This is a genomic window from Rhodococcus sp. BP-316 (assembly GCF_019836105.1).
Classification (GTDB): domain Bacteria; phylum Actinomycetota; class Actinomycetes; order Mycobacteriales; family Mycobacteriaceae; genus Rhodococcoides.
On record NZ_JABUEE010000008.1, the window covers coordinates 80,179 to 101,761 of the forward strand.

20 protein-coding genes are annotated in these 21,583 nt (G+C 68.9%); 18 read left to right on the forward strand and 2 right to left on the reverse strand.

What is annotated here, in order from left to right:
• Positions 1-26: 26 nt before the first annotated feature.
• Positions 27-1,319 carry a nitrate/nitrite transporter gene (locus tag HQ312_RS16320; RefSeq protein WP_222639304.1) on the forward strand — a complete coding sequence of 431 codons (1,293 nt, stop codon included), beginning with the start codon at positions 27-29 and terminating at the stop codon, positions 1,317-1,319.
• Here HQ312_RS16320 and HQ312_RS16325 read toward each other — a convergent pair.
• Positions 1,267-2,484, reverse strand: coding sequence for an MFS transporter (locus HQ312_RS16325; RefSeq protein ID WP_222639306.1), 1,218 nt, complete (start codon positions 2,482-2,484; stop codon positions 1,267-1,269). The two genes, HQ312_RS16320 and HQ312_RS16325, sit on opposite strands and share 53 nt — an antisense overlap.
• Before the next feature lie 48 nt (positions 2,485-2,532).
• Between HQ312_RS16325 and HQ312_RS16330 the strand changes: the two genes are divergently transcribed.
• The 4 genes from HQ312_RS16330 (at position 2,533) to HQ312_RS16345 (ending at position 6,042) form a co-directional block, all read left to right on the forward strand.
• Positions 2,533-3,564, forward strand: a complete 1,032-nt coding sequence (locus tag HQ312_RS16330; RefSeq protein WP_261782394.1) for a LacI family DNA-binding transcriptional regulator — start codon at positions 2,533-2,535, stop codon at positions 3,562-3,564.
• Between the two features lie 114 nt (positions 3,565-3,678).
• Positions 3,679-4,638, forward strand: a complete 960-nt coding sequence (locus tag HQ312_RS16335; RefSeq protein ID WP_222639310.1) for a lysophospholipid acyltransferase family protein — start codon at positions 3,679-3,681, stop codon at positions 4,636-4,638.
• A gap of 16 nt (positions 4,639-4,654) precedes the next feature.
• Positions 4,655-5,038: a MerR family transcriptional regulator gene (locus tag HQ312_RS16340; RefSeq protein ID WP_056441761.1), complete on the forward strand. Its 384-nt coding sequence runs from the start codon at positions 4,655-4,657 to the stop codon at positions 5,036-5,038.
• 8 nt (positions 5,039-5,046) lie between these two features.
• Entirely contained in the window at positions 5,047-6,042 is a 996-nt protein-coding gene (locus HQ312_RS16345) for an aldo/keto reductase (RefSeq protein ID WP_222639312.1), read from the forward strand.
• Positions 6,043-6,134: 92 nt separating this feature from the next.
• Here HQ312_RS16345 and HQ312_RS16350 read toward each other — a convergent pair whose 3' ends face one another.
• Entirely contained in the window at positions 6,135-6,878 is a 744-nt protein-coding gene (locus HQ312_RS16350) for a giguanylate cyclase (protein WP_222639314.1), read from the reverse strand.
• Between the two features lie 245 nt (positions 6,879-7,123).
• Between HQ312_RS16350 and HQ312_RS16355 the strand changes: the two genes are divergently transcribed.
• From HQ312_RS16355 to fusA, 13 genes are all read left to right on the forward strand, one after another.
• On the forward strand, positions 7,124-7,936 hold the full coding sequence (locus HQ312_RS16355) for a TIGR03084 family metal-binding protein (RefSeq protein WP_222639316.1): 813 nt from the start codon (positions 7,124-7,126) through the stop codon (positions 7,934-7,936).
• 5 nt (positions 7,937-7,941) lie between these two features.
• Positions 7,942-9,645 (forward strand): acyclic terpene utilization AtuA family protein, encoded by a 1,704-nt coding sequence (locus HQ312_RS16360; RefSeq protein ID WP_222639559.1) that lies wholly within the window; start codon positions 7,942-7,944, stop codon positions 9,643-9,645.
• The gene (locus HQ312_RS16365; RefSeq protein ID WP_222639318.1) at positions 9,642-10,790 is read left to right on the forward strand and encodes an acyl-CoA dehydrogenase family protein; all 1,149 of its coding nucleotides are present in this window, start codon (positions 9,642-9,644) and stop codon (positions 10,788-10,790) included. The genes HQ312_RS16360 and HQ312_RS16365 overlap by 4 nt, the downstream gene beginning before the upstream one ends.
• Positions 10,787-12,385: an acyl-CoA carboxylase subunit beta gene (locus tag HQ312_RS16370; protein WP_222639320.1), complete on the forward strand. Its 1,599-nt coding sequence runs from the start codon at positions 10,787-10,789 to the stop codon at positions 12,383-12,385. Before HQ312_RS16365 ends, HQ312_RS16370 begins: the two co-directional genes overlap by 4 nt.
• Before the next feature lie 5 nt (positions 12,386-12,390).
• Positions 12,391-14,361 (forward strand): biotin carboxylase N-terminal domain-containing protein, encoded by a 1,971-nt coding sequence (locus HQ312_RS16375; RefSeq protein WP_222639322.1) that lies wholly within the window; start codon positions 12,391-12,393, stop codon positions 14,359-14,361.
• Entirely contained in the window at positions 14,358-15,518 is a 1,161-nt protein-coding gene (locus HQ312_RS16380) for an acyl-CoA dehydrogenase family protein (RefSeq protein WP_027504609.1), read from the forward strand. Before HQ312_RS16375 ends, HQ312_RS16380 begins: the two co-directional genes overlap by 4 nt.
• Complete coding sequence (locus HQ312_RS16385) at positions 15,518-16,366, forward strand: enoyl-CoA hydratase family protein (RefSeq protein WP_222639324.1); 849 nt, start codon at positions 15,518-15,520, stop codon at positions 16,364-16,366. The genes HQ312_RS16380 and HQ312_RS16385 overlap by 1 nt, the downstream gene beginning before the upstream one ends.
• 5 nt (positions 16,367-16,371) lie before the next feature.
• Positions 16,372-17,046, forward strand: coding sequence for a TetR/AcrR family transcriptional regulator (locus HQ312_RS16390; RefSeq protein WP_222639326.1), 675 nt, complete (start codon positions 16,372-16,374; stop codon positions 17,044-17,046).
• 65 nt (positions 17,047-17,111) lie between these two features.
• Entirely contained in the window at positions 17,112-17,645 is a 534-nt protein-coding gene (locus tag HQ312_RS16395) for a DUF3558 domain-containing protein (RefSeq protein WP_222631750.1), read from the forward strand.
• Positions 17,642-18,163, forward strand: a complete 522-nt coding sequence (locus HQ312_RS16400) for a DUF3558 domain-containing protein (RefSeq protein ID WP_308123913.1) — start codon at positions 17,642-17,644, stop codon at positions 18,161-18,163. Before HQ312_RS16395 ends, HQ312_RS16400 begins: the two co-directional genes overlap by 4 nt.
• A 291-nt stretch (positions 18,164-18,454) precedes the next feature.
• The gene (rpsL, locus tag HQ312_RS16405; protein ID WP_027504614.1) at positions 18,455-18,829 is read left to right on the forward strand and encodes a 30S ribosomal protein S12; all 375 of its coding nucleotides are present in this window, start codon (positions 18,455-18,457) and stop codon (positions 18,827-18,829) included.
• Between the two features lies 1 nt (position 18,830).
• Complete coding sequence (gene rpsG, locus HQ312_RS16410) at positions 18,831-19,301, forward strand: 30S ribosomal protein S7 (RefSeq protein WP_027504615.1); 471 nt, start codon at positions 18,831-18,833, stop codon at positions 19,299-19,301.
• A 90-nt stretch (positions 19,302-19,391) separates the two neighbouring features.
• Complete coding sequence (gene fusA / locus HQ312_RS16415) at positions 19,392-21,494, forward strand: elongation factor G (RefSeq protein WP_027504616.1); 2,103 nt, start codon at positions 19,392-19,394, stop codon at positions 21,492-21,494.
• Positions 21,495-21,583: the final 89 nt, after the last annotated feature.

Consider the following 21,583-nt stretch of genomic DNA (forward strand, 5'->3'; position numbering starts at 1 on the left):
GGACTCTACCCGGGAGACTGAGCAGCATGCGCGCGTGGATCGTCTGGGGAACAGGTGTCCTCGCCTACATCGTCGGCGTCCTGCATCGCACGTCGTTCGGTGTGTCGGGGCTCGACGCGGCGGATCGGTACGCCGCGAGTCCGTCGGTGCTGTCGTCGTTCGTCGTCCTGCAGGTCGTCGTCTACGCGGCCATGCAGATCCCCGCGGGAGTGCTGCTCGACAGGGTGGGTCCGCGCGCGATGATCGTCACGGGAGCGCTGGTCATGGCGTCGGGGCAGATGATCCTGGCGTTCACCGACTCGCTGCCGGTGGCGGTGGCGGCCCGTGCCGTCGTGGGTGTCGGTGATGCGCTGACGTTCATCTCGGTGCTGCGGCTGGTGCCGAAGTGGTTCGCGCCCCGCCGGGTTCCGCTGGTCTCGCAGCTGACGGGCATCTTCGGGCAGGTCGGGCAGGTGCTGTCCGCGGTGCCGTTCCTGACGCTGCTGCACGGCGGGGGGTGGTCCGTCGCTTACGGCGCGGCCGCGGGCAGCGGGGTGGTGGTCGCGCTGGCCGCGTTCCTCGCCGTCTCGAATTCGCCCGATCCCGGACCCGACAGCGCGCCGCGGGTGACGTTCCGCGAGACGGTGCGCAACATCTCCGTCGTCTGGTCGCGGCCCGGTACCCGGCTCGGCTTCTTCTCCCACATGGGGACGCAGTTCTCCATCACCGTGTTCGCGCTGATGTGGGGAGTGCCCTACCTGAGTTCGGCGCAGGGGGTGTCGTCCGCAGTGGTGGGCGCGCTGCTCACCACGTCGGTGGTGTCGGCCATCGTGTCGGGCATCGTCGTCGGCATCCTGACGGGGCGTTATCCCATGCGTCGGTCGTGGATGGTGCTGGCGATCATGGCCAGCAACGCCCTCATGTGGGCGGTGGTGCTCGCTCTTCCGGGACCCGCGCCGACGTGGTTGCTCTTCGTCCTGGTGATCGTCATCTCGGTCGGTGGCCCGGGGTCGGCCATCGGCTTCGACTACGCGCGCACGTTCAACCCGTCGGTCGCGCTCGGCACCGCCCAGGGCATGGTGAACATCGGCGGATTCCTCGCGTCGCTGCTGGTGATGCAGGCCATGGGCGCCATTCTGAACGCGATGGGCGGCTACACCTTCGAGGCGTTCCGCGTCGCGTGGCTCACGCAGTACGCGGTCTGGGCCGTGGCGGCGACGGGTGTGCTGGTGGCCCGCCGCAAGACCCGTCGCGACGCGGGGATCTCGCCCCGGACCTGGCGTGAGGTCAGGGAGCGGATACGGTCGCAGCGACCGGCACGGGAGCCGTCGGAGCCGTGAAGGCCGACCGCCCGGCGAGGACCCCGAGCAGTGCCAGCAGCATGGTGACGGCCGCGAAGACCAGCACCGCCGTCACCGACAGGGTGTCGACGATGCCGCCGCCCACCAGGGCACCCGTCGCGATGGCCACCTGGAAGGTCACGACGTAGATCGCCGACGCGCGGTCCGCCGCGGCCCCGGCCGGTGCCGAGTGCAGGACGGCGGACTGGATGCACACCGGGATGGTGGTGAAGGCCATGCCCCACAGAGCGATGGCGACGATCGCCAGCACGCCGGATCCGGTGGACAGCGCCAGGACCAGCGCCGCGAGCGCCGTGGTGATGGCGGTCAGGACGACGATCGTCGAGCGCCACGGACCGCGGTCGTACGTGCGACCGATGAGCCAGATGCCGGCGACGCCGGCGAGTCCGTAGACGAACAGCATGGTCGAGAGCACGCTCCCCGATGTGCCGATGCCCTCGCCGACCACGAGCGCGAAGTAGGTGTAGCCGGCGAAGTGGCCCAGCGCGGCGAGGAACGTGATGCCGCACAGCAGGACGAGCACCCGGCTGATGCCGGGGCGCGACGTGGCCGTGGTGGCGACCGGAGTCGCGACCGGGAGAGCGGGCAGCAACCGGGTCAGGGCGACGGTGATGGCCAGCGCGACGACGCCGAGCGTCGCGGCGGCGACGCGCCAGTGCGTCCACTGTCCGAGGGCGGCGGTCAGCGGATTGCCCGCGACGAGTGCCAACGACGTCCCGGCGTAGACGAGCGCGATCGCCTTCGCGCGCTTACCCGGTGCGGCGAGTGACGCCGCGACCGGAGCCACCACGGCCCAGAACACACCGTGGGTGGCCGCGCAGATCAGTCGTGCTCCGACCAGCATCGGATAGCCGACGGACACCGCCGACACGAGTTGCGACACCGCGAGTGCGCCGGCGGTGATGACGACGACCTTGCGACGGTCCCACGACTTCACCGCTGCCATCAGCGGCAACGTGATCACGGCGACCGCGTACGCGTAGAAGGTCAGCAGCAGCCCGATGGCCGATTCGCCGACACCGAGGTCGGCGGACATCTCGGGGAGCAGTCCCACCGGCAGCGTCTCCGCCGTGACGTAGATGAACGCGGTCGCGCCGAGGACGAGCAGAGCGGGCGTGTTCGCGCGCGGAGGTGCCGTGGACATGCTGTGTAACGATACACACGGACGGGGGTGGGCGATAGAGTGGCGATGATGACCTCGCACACACGCGTCACCATGGCCGACGTCGCGGCGGCGGCCGGCGTCTCGGTCATGAGCGTGTCCTACGCGTACGGGCGGCCGGAGCGGGTGTCGGACGAGACGCGGGCGAAGGTGTTCGACGCCGCCGAGCGACTCGGCTACACCGGCCCGCACCGGGGCGCGCAGTCGCTCCGCAGCGGCCGCAGCAACAACCTCGCCGTGCTTCTGACGGAGAAGCTGACGTACGCGTTCGACGACCCGCAGGCCCGCCGGTTCCTGTCAGGAGTGGCCGATGCGTGCCTCGACACCGACACCGGCCTGGTGATCCTGCCGAACACGCGCGTCGCCCGCGACGTCGACCGGGTGCGCGACGCCGCCGTGGACGGGTACGTCTTCTGGACCACGGTCACCGGGGACCCACTGCTCGACGCGGCCGTCGCCACTGGGCGACCCGTGTGCGTGCAGGGCGGTCCGGAGCACGACGGCACGACGTTGGTCAGCATCGACGACGCCGCCGCGGCCGAGGCGGTCGCCCTGATCGCCCTCGCGGGTGCCGCGCGACCGCTGGTGCTCGCTTTTCCTGCCGACGAGCATCGGGAGCGGCGCCTCGTGCACGGACCGGATCCGGAGACGATCGACTTCCCGGTGACGAGGAACCGTCTGCGGGGCTACCGTGCGGCTGCCGAGGCGCTGGGGCTCGACTGGTCCGCGGTGCCGGTGGCGTTCGGCACCGGCAGCTTCCGCTCGGAGGGCACGCGCGCGATGCAGGATCACCTGGACGCGCTGCGGCCGGACACGGTGCTGGCGATGAGTGACGAGATGGCGCTCGGGGCATTGTCGGTGGTGCGGGACCGCGGCATGCAGGTGCCGGGCGACCTGGCGATGGTCGGGTGGGACGACACCGAGGAAGCGGCGGGCGCAGGGCTGACGACGGTGGCCCAGTCGCTGTACGAGCAGGGGCGCAGCGCTGCGCGGGCCGTGCTCGCGGGTGAGCCGGTCGCGACACCGGAGTGGCACGTCGTGCGGCGGACCTCGACGAGGTGAGGCGTGCGCAGGCTGCACACGAACCACCGCCCCGGGGCCGGATGTGCTGATTCGTCACGGCCTGTGTGTGCAACCGGGGTACGGCGCATCTGACCGTGCAGTAGGTTCGGCCTCATGAGTGGCGCCGATCACACAGACGTTTCCCCTGCCGACCATCGCGATCCCGAGCTGCAGGACCAGGCCGAGCGGGTCGCCGCCGCTGCCCGGCTGACGATGAAGGACAAGCGCGAGAACGCGTCCGGTGGACTCAGTGGCCTGGTCGCCTCGCGCGCCGGCGACTGGGACCTCACGGACCAGGACGTCGACAGCATGCGGCGCCAGGAGAAGTTCTGGAACCCGCTCGTCGACAAGTACTTCCGCATGGAGATCGACGGGTGGGAGACCATCCCGCCGCCACCGGTGCTGCTGGTCGGCGTGCATTCGGGTGCACCGTTCGTGTGGGACGCCTGGACGGTGGGGGCGCAGTGGTGGCGACGGTTCGGCCCGTCACGCACGTTGCACGGCACCGCGCACGATGCGCTGATGGCCTTCCCTCTCATCGGCACGGTGTTCCGGTCGATGGGTGTCCTGCCCGCTGCTCCCGACTCGATGTCCACGGCACTGGCCGAGGGGCGCGACGTCATCGTGTGGCCCGGAGGTGAGGTCGACTCGCTGCGACCGTGGAGCGAACGTGACGTCGCCACCCTCGGCGGGCGCACCGGCTTCATCAAGCTCGCCATCCGCTGCGGGGTGCCGATCGTGCCGATCGCCACCGTCGGCGGCGCCGACGCCATGCCCGTGCTGGTCCGCGGTGACAAGCTCTCGAAGATGCTGGGGCTGGACAAGATCGCGCGACTCAAGGTGTTCCCCATTGCCGTGTCGCTGCCGTGGATCATCGCGCCGGCCGCACTTCCGCAGATCCCGCTGCCCGCCAAGATCCGGACCCGCTTCATGCCGCCCGTCGAGGTGGATCACGATCTCGCCCGCGTGGACGACGAGGAGTACGTGGAGGCCAAGTACGAGGAGGTGCGGCGCTCCATCCAGTCGGGCATGGACGCGCTCGCCACCAAGAGGAAGTTCCCGCTCTTCCGCTGATGCCTAAGCTGACGGGGTGAGTCACAGCATCGCGGAGGCGTCCGAGCAGACCGGGCTGACCATCGACACGCTGCGGTACTACGAGCGTGACGGGTTGCTCCTGCGCGCGGTGCCGCGGTCGTCCACCGGACAGCGCCGCTACAGCGACGACGACATCACGTGGATCGTCCTCATCACCCGACTGCGCGCCACCGGGATGTCGATCGCGGAGGTGCGGCACTACGCCGACCTGGTGCGTCAGGGCGAGGGGACGGAGCAGCAGCGGCTCGACGCCCTCCGCGCGCATCGGGAACGGGTGCTGGCGCAGCTCGCCGAGGTGACCGGCCATCTGCGCGCGATCGACCACAAGATCGAGCTCTACGTCGGCAGGCTTGACCTGGAGCGCACTCCAGCACGTTGAGTGGGGGCATGACGCTCACCTCACGCACCCTCGGTACGCAGTCCCCTCTCACCGTCTCCGCCCTCGGCCTCGGCTGCATGGGTATGTCCGAGTTCTACGGCGACACCGACCGCGCCTCCGGCATCGCCACCATCCACCGCGCTCTCGAACTCGGTGTGACCTTCCTCGACACGGCCGACATGTACGGCCCGTTCGTCAACGAGGAGCTGGTCGGCGAGGCCATCGCCGGCCGTCGGGACCAGGTGGTGCTCGCCACCAAGTTCGGCAACGAGCGACTCGCCGACGGCACCCGTCTCGGCATCAACGGCACCCCCGAGTACGTCCGCGCGGCCTGCGACGCGTCGTTGTCGCGGCTCGGTGTCGACCACATCGACCTGTACTACCAGCACCGCGTCGACAAGTCGGTCCCCATCGAGGACACGGTCGGCGCGATGGCGGAACTGGTGCAGGCGGGCAAGGTGCGCCATCTCGGGATGTCCGAGGCATCGGCCGCGACCATCCGTCGGGCGCACGCGGTGCACCCGATCACGGCCGTGCAGACCGAGTACTCCCTGTTCACGCGGGATCTCGAGGAGGCCGTGCTCCCGACGCTCCGTGAGCTCGGCATCGGGTTGGTCCCGTACTCGCCGCTCGGTCGCGGGCTGTTGACCGGCGCCATCGCGCACGAGTCGGAGTTGGCGGAGAAGGACTCGCGCCGCACCGCGTACTTCCCGCGGTTCCAGGGCGAGGCGCTCGAGGCGAACCTGGCGCTCGTGGCGCGCATCCGTGAGATCGCGGACCGGCTGGGATGCACGCCCGGTCAGCTGGCTCTGGCGTGGGTGCTGGCGCAGGGCGAGGACGTCGCGCCGATCCCCGGAACCAAGCGCGTGCGCTACCTCGAGGAGAACGTGGCAGCGGCGGGCGTCGCGGTGACGCAGGAGGTCCTCGACGAACTCGAGGCAGCGGTGCCCGCGTCGGCCGTGGCCGGAGCACGCTACGGAGACATGTCCAGCATCGACGAGTGAGCCCCGAGGCCACCCCCCCACCGCGAGTACGTCGACAGTGTCGTGATTCCACTCGCGATCACGACAGCACGGACGTACTCGCGGAGAGTGGCTCAGGACTGGTCGAGCCGCACTGCTCGCACGAACGTGTAGAGCAGTGCGGGAACGGCGATGACCAGTGACATGACCGGTGCCCACACGACCAGCGCGCCCAGCGGGGGGACGTCCTCGAACAGCATGTTGTAGCCGATGATGGACGTGACGGCGACACCGGCGATCGCGATGTGAGTGGCCAGCATCCAGCGGTCGAGGAAGACACCGGCGAACAGGCCGAGCACCACGAAGAAGGTGGTCTTCCCGACGGCGTAGGCGGGCGGCATGTCGGCGCTGAGGTTCGCGGCGAGGATGCCCAGGTTGGACAGGACGACGAAGGCGAAGGCGGTGTGCAGCCGCGGCCAGGAGGTCACCGTCCACCAGAGAGCGGCGGCGAATGCGAAGACCGCGCAGCCGATCTGCACGCCCACCGTGAACGTGGTGGTGCCGCCGAAGCCGTACAGGATCTCGAGGGTGGCGCACACGCCCATCGACGCGGTGAAGAAGGCGATGATCCACCGCACGACGCGCTGATCGGTGAACGACGACATGAGGCCGACGATCCACTCGTAGCGAGCCTCGAGTTCGCCGATCGGCTCGTCGTCGTCGTCGTACCGGGGTTCGTCGTACCCGGTCTCGTCGTGCCGCACCGGTTCCGGCGCCGGGTACTCGGCTCGGGGTCCGACGCCCGGACTGAAGGCCGTGGTGAAGGCGCCCGGCGCGCTGTAGGCCTGCCCCGGTCGTCCGTCTCGTGCACTGACCATGTCGGGTCCCGTTCCCTTCGGTGCCCGCATTCGCGGGCGGCCTCGTCCCGCCCGGCGTGTCGCGAGCGTCGTGATGGGTGTCGTGCGGTAAAGCGTCCAACCGCCTGTGGGATTCACCGTAAACCAGGCTTTCGGACCTGCGCTGCGGATGGATGGTGCCACGGATTGTTTTGGAGTTCGTCACAACGTCCAAGAACAAGCAAGCATGCTTGCTTTTTTGGCCCGTGGGTGCGACCGTTCCAGGCATGGCTGCTCTCGAGGTGTTGCTGCAGGACCTGCGTGCGGAGGGCGACGCGCTGGACGCGCTGGTCGCCGATGCCGACGACGCCGCGTGGCGCACGGACACCCCGGCGGCCGGTTGGACGGTGGCGCATCAGATCGCTCACCTGCACTGGACCGACCACGTCGCCGCGCTGACGACGGCCGGCGCCTCCGGTGACGAGGACGCCGAAGCGGCATTCGACGCGGTGATCGCCGACGCGATGGGCAGTCCGGACTCGTTCGTGGACTCCGCTGCCGACGCACTCGCTGGAGAGCAGGTCAGCACCCTGTTGTCGCGATGGCGGCTCGGCCGAGTGCAACTGCTCGACGTCCTGACACACGTGCCCGACGGCGTGAAGATCCGCTGGTTCGGCCCGCCGATGAGCGCGATGTCGATGGCCACCGCGCGCATCATGGAGACCTGGGCACACGGTCAGGACGTCGCGGACGCCCTCGGTGTGGTCCGGGAACCCACCGTGCGGCTGCGTCACGTCGCGCACATCGGCGTACGCACCCGCGACTTCGCCTACGCGATCCGCGGCCTGACGCCGCCGTCGGCACCGTTCCGCGTCGTGCTCACCGCTCCCGACGGGAGTGAGTGGTCGTGGGGGCCGGAAGACGCGGAGCAGAGTGTCACGGGTTCCGCTTTGGACTTCTGCCTGCTCGTCACGCAGCGCGTGCACCGTGACGACACCGACCTGGTGGCCGTCGGCGACGACGCGGCGACGTGGCTGGGTCTCGCGCAGGCGTTCGCGGGGGCCCCCGGCGGTGGCCGGGACGTGCGGGTGGCGTCGTGACGGAGATGATCAGGGTCGGGAACTGCTCCGGCTTCTACGGTGACCGCGCGTCGGCCATGCGCGAGATGCTCGACGGCGGTGATCTCGACGTCCTCACGGGCGACTACCTGGCCGAGCTGACGATGCTCATTCTCGGACGCGACCGGATGAAGGATCCGACGCGCGGCTACGCCAAGACGTATCTGCGGCAGCTCGAGGAGTGCCTGGGCACTGCGCTCGACAAGGGCGTCACCCTGGTCAGCAATGCCGGTGGGTTGGCGCCCGCACGACTGGCGCACGAGATCCGGTCCCTCGCCGACCGTCTCGGTCTGACCGTCTCGGTCGCCCACGTGGAGGGAGACGATCTGCACGACCGCGCCGAGGAGCTGGGCCTCGGCTCCCCGCTGACCGCCAATGCCTATCTCGGCGCCTTCGGTGTCGCGGCGTGCCTGGACGCCGGGGCGCAGGTCGTGGTCACCGGACGCGTCACGGACGCGTCGGTGGTGGTGGCCCCGGCGATCTCCAGGTTCGGGTGGACCCGCGATCACCTCGACGAACTCGCGGGCGCCGTCGTCGCCGGCCACATCATCGAATGCGGAACCCAGGCGACCGGCGGGAACTACTCCTTCTTCGGTGAGATCGAGGATCTGCGTCGACCGGGGTTCCCCCTCGCGGAGATCCGGTCGGACGGGTCGTCGGTGATCACCAAGCACGAGAACACCGGCGGCGCCGTGACGGTCGGAACGGTGACGGCGCAGTTGATGTACGAGATCACCGGCCCGCGCTACCTCGGCCCGGACGTGACCGCGCGGCTCGACACGGTGCGGGTCTCGCAGGACGGACCCGACCGCGTGCTGGTCACGGGGGCTCGCGGCGAGGCGCCGCCGCCCACCCTCAAGGTCTCCCGGAACACGCTCGGCGGGTTCCGCAACGAGATGACCTTCGTGCTCACCGGCCTCGACATCGAGGCCAAGGCCGACCTGGTGCGCACTCAGATGACCGAGGCGCTGACGCCGCCGCCGCGCGAGGTCGACTGGACTCTCGCGCGCACCGATCACCCTGACGCCGACACCGAGGAGGCCGCCAGTGCGGTGCTCCGTGTCGTCGTCCGCGACGCTGATCCGCAGCGTGTGGGTCGCGTGTTCAGCGCTGCCGCAGTGGAACTCGCGCTGGCGAGCTACCCCGGTTTCTGTGTGACGACGCCTCCGGGTCAGGGGTCGCCCTACGGCGTCTTCGAGGCCGGGTTCGTCGATCAGGCGGTGCCGCGGCACGTGGCGGTTCTCGCGGACGGCACGCGCGTCGACGTCGCACCGCCCACCGTCACCACGGCTGTCGAGGCGGACCCGTCCGACGCGCCCGCAGGCCGCCCGCCGGCCGAACCCACACGCACGCTGCCGCTCGGCACGGTGGCGGCGGCGCGCAGCGGTGACAAGGGCGGCAGCGCCAACGTCGGGGTCTGGGTGCGCGGCGACGCCGCGTGGGCCTGGCTCCGGTCGACTCTCACCACCGAGCTGGTGACGACGCTGCTCCCGGAGACGGCGGGCCTGCGCGTGCACCGGTACGAGTTCCCGCACCTGCGGGCCGTGAACATCGTCGTCGACGGGATTCTCGGAGAGGGCGTCGCATCCGGCGCTCGCTTCGATCCCCAGGCCAAGGGCCTGGGGGAGTGGCTGCGATCGCGGCACGTCCCGATACCCGAATCAGTACTCGCAGAAAGTGGACTCGCATGAGCACCTGGGGTGGCCCCGACCGAGCGCAACTCCGTAAGACGGTCCGGGGGTTCGTGGACCGGGAGGTGCTGCCGCACCTCACCGAGTGGGAGCGTGACGGCGAGATTCCCCGCAGCCTGCACCGCGCGGCAGCCGAGATCGGTCTGCTCGGGGCGCCGTTCCCCGAGGCGGTCGGCGGTGGCGGCGGCTCGCTGGTCGACGCCACGGTCATCTGCGAGGAGATGCACGAGGCGGGTGCGTCCGGCGGCCTGTTCGCGTCCTTGTTCACCTGTGGGATCGCGTTGCCGCACATGGTCGCTGCGGGCAACCCCGACCACCTCGAGAAGTGGGTCCGGCCCACGCTCGACGGCGAGCTGATCGGGTCGCTGGCCATCACCGAGCCCGGCGGCGGATCCGACGTGGGACACCTGCGCACCCGAGCGGTGCGCGACGGGGACCACTTCGTCGTCAACGGCGCGAAGACCTACATCACCTCGGGGTGCCGGGCCGACTTCGTGGTCACCGCCGTCCGCACCGGGGGAGACGGCGCGGCCGGCGTCTCGCTGCTCGTCGTCGAGCGCGGCACACCGGGATTCGAGGTGTCCCGCAAGCTCGACAAGATGGGATGGCGGTCCTCCGACACCGCCGAACTGTCGTACACCGACGTGCGCGTGCCCGTGGAGAACCTGGTGGGCCCGGAGAACTCCGGGTTCGCCCAGATCGCGCAGGCCTTCGTCTCCGAACGGGCGGCACTGGCCGCGCAGGCCTACTCCTCGGCGCAGCGGTGCCTCGATCTGACGGTGGCGTGGACGCGGGACCGCTCGACGTTCGGCAAGCCGCTCATCGCCCGTCAGGCGGTGCAGAACACGCTCAGCGAGATGCACCGCAAGATCGACGTGGCCCGCACGTACACGCACGCACTGATCGATCGCCACGTCGAGGACGGCGACGACTGCATCGCCGAGGTGTGCTTCGCGAAGAACACCGCGGTCGAGGCCGGTGAATGGGTCGCCTCGCAGGCGGTACAGCTGTTCGGTGGACTCGGCTACATGGCCGAGAGCGAGGTCGAGCGTCAGTACCGCGACATGCGCATCATCGGCATCGGCGGCGGCACCACCGAGATCCTCACCTCGCTGGCCGCGAAGCGACTGGGGTACACCGCATGACGACTCTGACCTCCCGACTCGACAGCTCCGGTGACGCGTACGTCTCGGCCGCCGACACCATGATCGCGAAGCTCTCCGAGGTGGAGACCGAACACGCCAAGGCACTGGGCGGCGGGGGCGAGAAGTACGTCGCACGGCACCGCGGCCGCGGCAAGATGACCCCGCGCGAGCGCATCGAGATGCTCGTCGACCCGGACTCGCCGTTCCTCGAGCTGTGCCCGCTCGCGGCCTGGGGCACGGACTTCCCGGTCGGCGCCAGCGTGGTCGTCGGCATCGGTGTCGTCAGCGGCGTCGAGTGCCTGATCGTCGCCAACGACCCCACCGTGCGGGGCGGCACGAGCAATCCGTGGACCCTGCGGAAGACACTGCGAGCGAACGACATCGCGATGCAGAACCGGCTGCCGGTCATCTCACTGGTCGAGTCCGGCGGTGCCGACCTCCCCACGCAGAAGGAGGTGTTCATCCCGGGTGGCCGCATCTTCCGTGATCTGACGCGCCTCTCCGCGGCCGGCATCCCCACCATCGCCCTCGTGTTCGGCAACTCCACCGCCGGCGGCGCCTACATCCCCGGCATGTCCGATCACGTCGTCATGATCGAGGAGCGGTCCAAGGTGTTCCTCGCCGGACCGCCGCTGGTGAAGATGGCCACCGGCGAGGAGACCGACGACGAATCGCTCGGCGGCGCCCGCATGCACGCCCGGACCTCCGGTCTCGCAGACCATCTCGCCGTGGACGAGAAGGACGCCATCCGCATCGGCCGCGGCATCGTGAAGCGGCTCAACTGGCACAAGAAGGGTCCGGCGCCGCGCACCGAGGTGCTCCCGCCCCGGTACGACGAGGAGGAACTGCTCGGTATCGTGCCGGCCGACCTCAAGATCCCGTTCGACCCCCGCGACGTCATCGCGCGCATCGTCGACGACAGCGACTTCGACGAGTTCAAGCCGCTCTACGGCTCGTCTCTGGTCACCGGATGGGCGGAACTGCACGGGTATCCGGTCGGCATCCTCGCCAACGCCCGCGGCGTCCTCTTCAGCGAGGAGTCGCAGAAGGCGACGCAGTTCATCCAACTGGCGAACCGTTCGAACACGCCACTGCTGTTCCTGCACAACACCACCGGCTACATGGTGGGCAAGGAGTACGAGGAGGGCGGGATGATCAAGCACGGGTCGATGATGATCAACGCCGTCTCCAACTCCACCGTCCCGCACATCTCGGTGCTGCTCGGTGCGTCGTACGGCGCCGGGCACTACGGCATGTGCGGTCGTGCCTTCGACCCGCGCTTCCTCTTCGCCTGGCCCAGCGCGAAGTCCGCGGTCATGGGCGGTGCCCAACTCGCGGGCGTCATCTCGATCGTCTCCCGCGCCTCCGCCGAGGCCCGCGGACAGGCGTTCGACGAGGAGGCCGACGCGGGTCTGCGCGCGATGATCGAGCAGCAGATCGAGGCCGAGTCGGTTCCCATGTTCCTGTCCGGACGCCTGTACGACGACGGCGTGATCGACCCCCGAGACACCCGCACGGTGGTGGGGATGTGCCTGTCGGCCATCGCCTCCGCCCCGATCGAGGGCACCGCCAACTTCGGTGTCTTCCGGATGTGACCGTCATGACCATTTCGTCAGTACTCGTTGCCAACCGCGGCGAGATCGCCCTCCGCGTGTTCACGACCTGCCGCGCAGAGGGCATCGACACGGTCGCCGTGTTCTCCGATCCGGACTCCGCGTCACCGCACGTCGCCGACGCCGACGTCGCCGTCCGGTTGCCCGGTTCCGCGTCGTCGGAGACGTACCTCCGCGGAGACCTGATCATCGAGGCGGCGCAGCGCGCGGGCGCCGACGCGATCCACCCCGGTTACGGGTTCCTGTCCGAGAACGCGGAGTTCGCGCGCGCCGTGCAGGATGCGGGCCTCACCTGGATCGGTCCGCCGGTGAAGGCGATCGAGTCGATGGGGTCGAAGGTCGAGTCCAAGGCCATGATGCAGAGCGCCGGTGTGCCGGTGCTCGATCGGCTCGACCCCGCGTCCGTCACGCAGGACGATCTGCCGGTGCTCGTGAAGGCGTCCGCCGGTGGTGGTGGTCGCGGTATGCGCGTGGTGCGTGAACTCGACGCCCTGCAGGACGAGATCGACGCGGCGTCGCGGGAGGCGCTGTCCGCCTTCGGTGACGCGACGGTCTTCTGCGAGCGCTATCTCGAGACGGGCCGCCACATCGAGGTCCAGGTCATGGCGGACCGCCACGGCACGGTGTGGGCGGTGGGCGAGCGGGAGTGCTCCATCCAACGACGCCACCAGAAGGTGGTCGAGGAGGCGCCGTCTCCGCTCGTCGAGCGCGTTCCGGGTATGCGGGAGAAGCTGTTCGAGGCGGCACGCATCGCCACCGAGGCGCTCGACTACGAGGGGGCCGGCACCGTCGAATTCCTCAGCGACGAGCGCGGCAACTTCTACTTCCTCGAGATGAACACGCGCCTGCAGGTCGAGCACCCGGTGACCGAGTGCACCACCGGTCTCGATCTGGTGGCACTGCAGATCCACGTCGCCGCGGGCGGAGCGCTCCCGGCCGAGCAGCCCACCACGCGCGGACACTCGATCGAAGTGCGTCTGTACGCGGAGGATCCGGCGCGCGACTGGCAGCCGCAGAGCGGCGTCGTGCACCACGTCGAGTTCGACGGAGCGCGAGAGTTCGAGGTGCTCACGCGGACAGGCCTGCGAGTCGACTCGGGCATCGTCGACGGCAGCGTGGTGGGGACCCACTACGACCCGATGCTCGCCAAGGTGATCTCGTACGCGCCCACCCGGGAGCAGGCGGCCGGAATCCTGGCGAAAGCGCTGCTGCGCTCGCGCATTCACGGGGTGCGCACCAACCGCGACCTGCTCGTCACGGTGCTGAGACACCCCGCGTTCCTCGCGGGCGACACCGACACCGCGTTCTTCGCGACGCACGATCTGGCGGTCCTCGCTCGGCCGCTCGTCGACGACCGGGGTGTGCGGCTGTCCGCACTCGCCGCAGCGCTCGCGGACGCCACCCGATCGAGAGAACTGGCGACGGTGGGCCGATCCCTCCCCAGCGGCTGGCGCAACCTCGCCTCCGTGCCGCAACGCAAGACGTACGCGGTGAACGGCACCGAGATCGTCGCCGAGTACCGACTGTCGCGCGGAACCCTCGTCACCGACGTCGACGACTGCGCGCTGGTCCGGGCCGAGTCCGACCGGGTGGTGCTGCTGGCCGACGGTGTGCGACGCGAGTTCCACGTCGCGGTCCACGGCGACGCCGTGTTCGTCGACTCGTCGATCGGACCGGTACGGCTCGAACGGGTTCCGGTGTTCGTCGATCCGAGCGAGATCGTCGCCGCCGGATCGCTGCTGGCACCGATGCCCGGCAGCGTCGTGCGGATCGGTGCTGCCGTCGGCGACACCGTCACCGCCGGCCAACCGATCCTGTGGCTCGAGGCCATGAAGATGGAACACACGATCACCGCACCCGCGGCGGGCGTGCTGACCGAGCTCACGGTCACTGTGGGACACCAGGTGGACGTCGACGCCGTACTGGCGGTCGTCGCAGCAGAAGGAGATCAGGCATGAGCTTCATCGAGACGGACGAGCAGAAGAGCCTCCGCGCCGCGGTGGCCGGACTGGGCAAGCGCCACAACTACATCGACTACGTGCTGCCCAAGGCACGCAAGGGTGAGGCACTCACCGAACTGTGGCACGAGGCCGGGCAGTTGGGCTTCCTCGGGGTGAACCTCCCCGAGGAGTACGGCGGCGGCGGTGCCGGCATCTACGAGCTCGCACTGGTCCAGGAGGAGATGTCCTCGTTCGGTGCGGGCCTGCTGCTCGTGGTCGTCAGCCCGGCGATCTGCGGCACCATCATCGCGAAGTACGGCACCCCCGAACAGAAGCAGTCCTGGCTGCCCCGCCTCTCGGACGGCTCCGCGATCATGGCGTTCGGCATCACCGAGCCCGACGCCGGCTCCAACTCCCACCAGATCACCACCACCGCGCGACGCGACGGTGACGAGTGGGTGCTGCGCGGCAGCAAGATCTACATCTCCGGCGTCGACCAGGCCGACGCGGTGCTCATCGTCTCCCGTACGGAGGACGCGAAGACCGGGAAGCTCAAGCCGGCGCTGTTCATCGTGCCGACCGATGCACCGGGCCTGAACAAGACGCAGATGCGCATGGACATCATCGAGCCCGATCATCAGTTCACGCTCTTCCTCGACGACGTCCGGCTGCCGGCCGAGGCGCTGGTCGGCGAGCCCGACGCGGCGTTGATGCAGTTGTTCGCGGGTCTCAACCCCGAGCGCATCCTCGGTGCGGCGATGGCCGTCGGCATGGGCCGCTACGCCCTCGACGCCGCGGTGAAGTACGCGAACGAGCGCACCGTGTGGAAGAGCCCCATCGGGGCGCACCAGGGGATCGCGCATCCGTTGGCGCAATGCAAGATCGAGCTCGAACTGGCGAAGCTGATGATGCAGAAGGCCGCGGTGCTCTACGACAGCGGTGACGATTTCGGTGCGGCGGAAGCGGCCAACATGGCGAAGTACGCGGCCGCCGAGGCCAGCATCAAGGCCATCGACCAGGCCATCCAGACGCACGGCGGTGCAGGCTTGACCGAGGAGTACGGCCTCGCGTCCATGCTCGGTGCGGCGCGCATCGCCCGCGTGGCTCCCGTCAGTCGGGAGATGATCCTGAACTTCGTGTCCCAGCACTCGCTGGGCCTGCCGAAGAGCTACTGATGGCGGGCAGGCCGGAGGCCGGTCGGGGCCCGGGCAGGCCGGAGGCCGGTCGGGGCGACGGACCACCTGTGCGGGTCGATCGGTCGGAGGGCGTGGTGACTCTGACACTCGACACCCCGCACAATCGCAACGCCCTCTCCACCGCCCTGGTCGACGACCTGACGGCGGGGCTCCGCGACGCGGGCGCGGATCGGGACGTCCGCGCCGTGGTCCTCACCCACACTGGCGGAACGTTCTGTGCAGGTGCCGATCTCACGGAGGCGGGCAGTTCGGTCTCCTCGCGCACCGAGCAGATGCTGACGCTGCTGCGGGCGATCCTCGAGACGCCGAAGCCGGTGATCGGCAGGATCGACGGGCATGTGCGTGCCGGCGGTATGGGCCTCGTGGGCGCGTGCGATCTGGTGGTGGCCGGGCCGAAGAGTTCGTTCGCGCTGACGGAGGCGCGGCTGGGGTTGGCCGCGTCCATCGTCTCCTTGACGGTGGTGCCGAGGATGACCTCGCGTGCGGCGAGCCGGTACTTCCTGACGACGGAGACGTTCGGCGCGCACGAGGCGGAGGCCATCGGGCTCGTCACCGAGGCTGCGGCCGACACCGGGGCCACGGTGGCCGAACTCGTCGCGGCGATCCGTCCATCGTCACCGCAGGGTCTCGCGGCGTCGAAACGCCTCACCACCGCCGCGATGCTCGAGGAGTTCGACCGCCGGGGCGCGGACCTGGCGGAGGAGTCCGCGAGGCTGTTCGCTTCGGACGAGGCGCGGGAGGGGATGATGGCCTTTCTGCAGAAGCGCAGCCCGTCGTGGGCCGCACCGGCGGAGTCGTCCGGTGCCGCTGTGGGGAAGGAGACGTGACGGCCATGACCGTGCCCACTCGTCACCGGGTCGGTGACACCCGCAGCCCGAAGCAGGATCGCAGCCGCGCCACGCGACTGCGTCTGCTCGAGTCCACGATCGACGCGCTCGCCACCGAGGGATGGGCGGCGACGACGGTCGCCGTCGTGGCCGAGCGGGCCGGCGTCTCTCGCGGTGCCACCCAGCACCACTTCCCGACGCGGGAGGACCTCATCACCGCGGCGCTCGAGTACATGTTCGACACGCGCATGGGGGAGGCGCGAGCCGAGAGCAGTGCGCTCCCGCAGAGCGCCGGGCGGACCGAGGCCGTGGTCACCCGGCTGGTCGACTACTACACGAGCCCCATCTTCCGTGCCGCGCTGCAGGTCTGGACCGCCGCGGCCGCGGATCCCGAGATGCGAGCCCGGGTCCTGCCTCTCGAGGAGAAGTTCGGTCGCGTGGCGCACCGCACGGCGGTCGATCACCTCGGCGCCGACGACAGTGATCCGCGCACCCACCGACTCGTGCAGGCCACCCTCGACCTGGCCCGCGGGCTCGGTCTCGCCGACGTGCTCAGCGACGACTCGCGCCGCCGCGCCGAGATCGTGAAGGTGTGGGCCTCGGTGCTCGACGCCTCCCTGGCCCTCGATACCCCCACCACCAGCACCAGCACCCCCGCGAGTACGTCCGAACTGTCGTGATCGGCGCTCGCATCACGGCACTTTCGGCGTACTCGCGACAGTCCGCACTCCGATAGGCTGCCGCCATGAACTCCGTGCGGTGGGCCGGCGTGGCAGCAGTGGTGCTGCTCGGGCTCACCGGTTGCGGATCCGACTCCGACGCCGCCACCGACGACGCGCCGTCCACGTCCGCGTCGCAGGGACCCGGCCCGTTCTTCGGCGTCTGCGGCGGTCTGTCGGACGAGGAGGTCCGCACTGCGTTTGCCGTGCCGTCGTTCGCGATCGTGACCCGCAACTCGGTGGGCTGCGAGTGGGAGGTGTCGGGTCCGACCGGCCCGTCGGTCAGCTTCTCCTGGTACCGCGGGAGCCCGATCGGGCGTGAGCGCATGGGGTCGGAACTGATCGGCCGACCGGCCGCGGACATCGAGATCGAGGGTCGACCGGGGTTCGAGGCGCGATCCGAGAACGCGACGGGTGTGACGTACCTCTGCGAGAACGGTCTGCAGTACGGCGACGACTTCGTCCACTTCTCCGTCATGTACGCCGACAGCGCTCCCACCGCGGATCCGTGCGCCGTCGCCGAGAGTCTGATGACGCTCGTCGCGGAGCGCGCGCAGTGAGGGCCGGACGCGTGCTGGCGGCGCTGTCGGTCACCGCGGTGCTCGCCGGATGCGGGTCGACCATCGAGGGCACGCCCGTGGCAGCGGGCGTGAGTGGCGCGGACGGCGAGTTCCGCTCGCTCCTCGAGGAGTGCGACACCGTGACGCCGGAGCAGATCGCCGACGTCGTGGGCGGCGACGCCATCGACCAGGGCTTCATCGGGGCCATCTGCCGGTGGGACCTGACCGGCCCGGGCGGCGCGGTCAAGGTGACGTTCGACTGGTTCGAGACGGGGTCGCTCGCGGCCGAGCGCGAGGCGAACGAACGTATGGGGTGGAAGGTGAGCGACGTCGAGGTGTCCTCGCGGAAGGCCCTCGAGATCCGTCAACCGGACGATCCGGCATCGTGCGGCGTGGCGGCGCAGTCGCCAGATTCCGGGGTCATCGGCTGGTGGGTGCAGTATCGGCCGGGGAACCCGACCGATCCCTGTGAGTCGGCCACGCGGTTGATGCAGCTCTCGCTCAATCTGTCGGCGTGACGACGGAAGGGTGAACTCCTGTACCCGATGCAGGGGCGTTTTGACCATCAGGCGCGCCGCCGGGTACCGTTACAGGTCGTGCCCGGCCCAGCCGGTACGTCTGTGTGCCTATGCGAGGTACAGCCGTGTTCGAGTTCACCATCGAGCAAGAACCGCGGCTGCCGTGTGGGGGTATGCGACACACCCGACCGCGGGGTGCACGAAGCCCGCGGAAGCACTACTGGGTGAGGGGCAGCGTTCTCTTGCCCCAACTGCTAGATCCCTGTTTCTCGACACGAAGAAAGCCGGTTCATGCCAACAATCAACCAGCTGGTCCGCAAGGGTCGCACCGACAAGGTCGCGAAGCTGAAGACCGCTGCCCTGAAGGGCAGCCCGCAGCGCCGTGGTGTGTGCACTCGCGTGTACACCACCACCCCGAAGAAGCCGAACTCCGCGCTTCGTAAGGTCGCTCGCGTCCGCCTGACCACGTCCGTCGAGGTCACCGCCTACATCCCCGGTGAGGGCCACAACCTGCAGGAGCACTCCATGGTGCTCGTGCGCGGTGGTCGCGTGAAGGACCTCCCGGGTGTCCGTTACAAGATCATCCGTGGCTCGCTCGACACGCAGGGCGTGAAGAACCGCAAGCAGGCTCGCAGCAAGTACGGCGCCAAGAAGGAGAAGAGCTGACATGCCACGTAAAGGCCCAGCACCCAAGCGCCCGCTGATCAACGATCCCGTCTACGGTTCGCCGCTGGTCACCCAGCTGGTCAACAAGATCCTGCTGGACGGCAAGAAGTCGACCGCGGAGCGCATCGTGTACCAGGCTCTCGAGCAGGCACGCGAGAAGACGGGCACCGATCCCGTCGTGACGCTCAAGCGCGCACTGGACAACGTCAAGCCGGCCCTCGAGGTCCGCAGCCGTCGTGTCGGTGGCGCCACCTACCAGGTTCCGGTCGAGGTTCGTCCGGGCCGCTCCACCACGCTGGCTCTGCGCTGGCTCGTCTCGTTCTCCCGCGCTCGTCGCGAGAAGACGATGGTCGAGCGTCTGGCCAACGAACTCCTCGATGCCAGCAACGGTCTCGGCGCAGCAGTCAAGCGTCGCGAGGACACGCACAAGATGGCGGAAGCCAACAAGGCATTCGCGCACTACCGCTGGTGATCGCGTCTCGGGGGCGCCGGGAAACATCCGGCGCCACCCGAGCGTTGAACCTTCGACTCACTTCTTCCAACACCAAGGCGGGATGAATTCGTGGCACAGGACGTGCTGACCGACCTGAACAAGGTCCGCAACATCGGCATCATGGCCCACATCGATGCCGGTAAGACCACCACTACCGAGCGCATCCTCTTCTACACCGGTATCTCGTACAAGATCGGTGAGGTCCATGACGGCGCAGCCACCATGGACTGGATGGAGCAGGAGCAGGAGCGTGGCATCACCATCACGTCTGCTGCCACGACGTGCTTCTGGAACGACAACCAGATCAACATCATCGACACCCCCGGGCACGTCGACTTCACGGTCGAGGTGGAGCGTTCGCTCCGCGTCCTCGACGGTGCCGTCGCCGTGTTCGACGGCAAGGAGGGCGTCGAGCCCCAGTCCGAGCAGGTGTGGCGTCAGGCCGACAAGTACGACGTGCCGCGCATCTGTTTCGTCAACAAGATGGACAAGCTCGGTGCGGACTTCTACTTCACCGTGCAGACCATCAAGGATCGCCTCGGCGCCAAGCCGTTGGTCATCCAGTTGCCGATCGGCGCAGAGGACAGCTTCGAGGGCATCGTCGACCTGATCGAGATGAACGCGAAGGTCTGGCGCGGAGAGACGAAGCTCGGCGAGACCTACGAGACCGTCGAGATCCCCGAGGAGCTGAAGGAGCGGGCCGAGCAGTACCGCACCGAGCTGCTCGAGACCGTCGCCGAGTCCGACGAGGCACTGCTGGAGAAGCACTTCAGCGGTGACGAGCTGACCATCGACGAGGTCAAGACCGCGATTCGCAAGATGACGGTCAACTCCGAGCTGTACCCGATCCTGTGCGGTTCCGCGTTCAAGAACAAGGGCGTCCAGCCCATGCTCGACGCGGTCATCGACTACCTCCCGTCCCCGCTCGACGTCGCCGAGACCATCGGTCACGCCGTGGGCGACGAGGAGAAGGAACTCACCCGCAAGCCGTCCGCCGACGAGCCGTTCGCGGCGCTCGCGTTCAAGATCGCGACGCACCCGTTCTTCGGCAAGCTGACGTACGTGCGCGTGTACTCGGGCAAGGTCGACTCCGGCTCGCAGGTCATCAACTCGACCAAGGGCAAGAAGGAGCGTCTGGGCAAGCTCTTCCAGATGCACTCCAACAAGGAGAACCCGGTCGCGACCGCCAGCGCCGGCCACATCTACGCCGTGATCGGTCTGAAGGACACGACGACGGGTGACACGCTCTGCGATCCGCAGAACCAGATCATCCTCGAGTCGATGACGTTCCCGGACCCGGTCATCCAGGTGTCGATCGAGCCGAAGACGAAGTCCGACCAGGAGAAGCTCGGCACGGCCATCCAGAAGCTGGCCGAAGAGGACCCGACCTTCTCGGTCAAGCTCGACGAGGAGACCGGCCAGACCGTCATCGGCGGCATGGGCGAGCTCCACCTCGACATCCTCGTCGACCGCATGCGTCGCGAGTTCAAGGTCGAGGCCAACGTCGGCAAGCCGCAGGTGGCCTACCGCGAGACGATCACCAAGATCGTCGAGAAGCAGGAGTTCACCCACAAGAAGCAGACGGGTGGCTCCGGCCAGTTCGCGAAGGTCATCATCGGCCTCGAGCCCTTCATCGGCGAGGACGGCGCGACCTACGAGTTCGAGAACAAGGTTTCCGGCGGTCGTATCCCGCGCGAGTACATCCCGTCCGTGGATGCCGGCGCGCAGGACGCGATGCAGTACGGCGTTCTCGCCGGCTACCCGCTGGTGAACGTCAAGCTGATCCTGCTCGACGGCGCGTACCACGACGTCGACTCGTCCGAGATGGCGTTCAAGATCGCGGGTTCGCAGGCCTTCAAGGAAGCTGCCCGCAAGGCCGGTCCGGTCATCCTCGAACCGCTCATGGCGGTCGAGGTGATCACGCCCGAGGAGTACATGGGCGACGTGATCGGCGATGTGAACTCCCGCCGTGGCCAGATCCAGGCCATGGAGGAACGCAGTGGTGCCCGTGTCGTCAAGGCGCTGGTTCCGCTGTCGGAGATGTTCGGTTACATCGGTGACCTGCGGTCTCGCACCCAGGGCCGAGCGAACTACTCCATGGTCTTCGACTCCTACGCAGAGGTTCCCTCGAACGTCTCGAAGGAGATCATCGCGAAGGCCACCGGAGAATAGTCTCCGAAGCTGGACCCGGTACCACCGTCACACCGCACCACCCGTAAGTACATCCGTAATGCTGCATAACGCAGGCAATAACAGTCCAG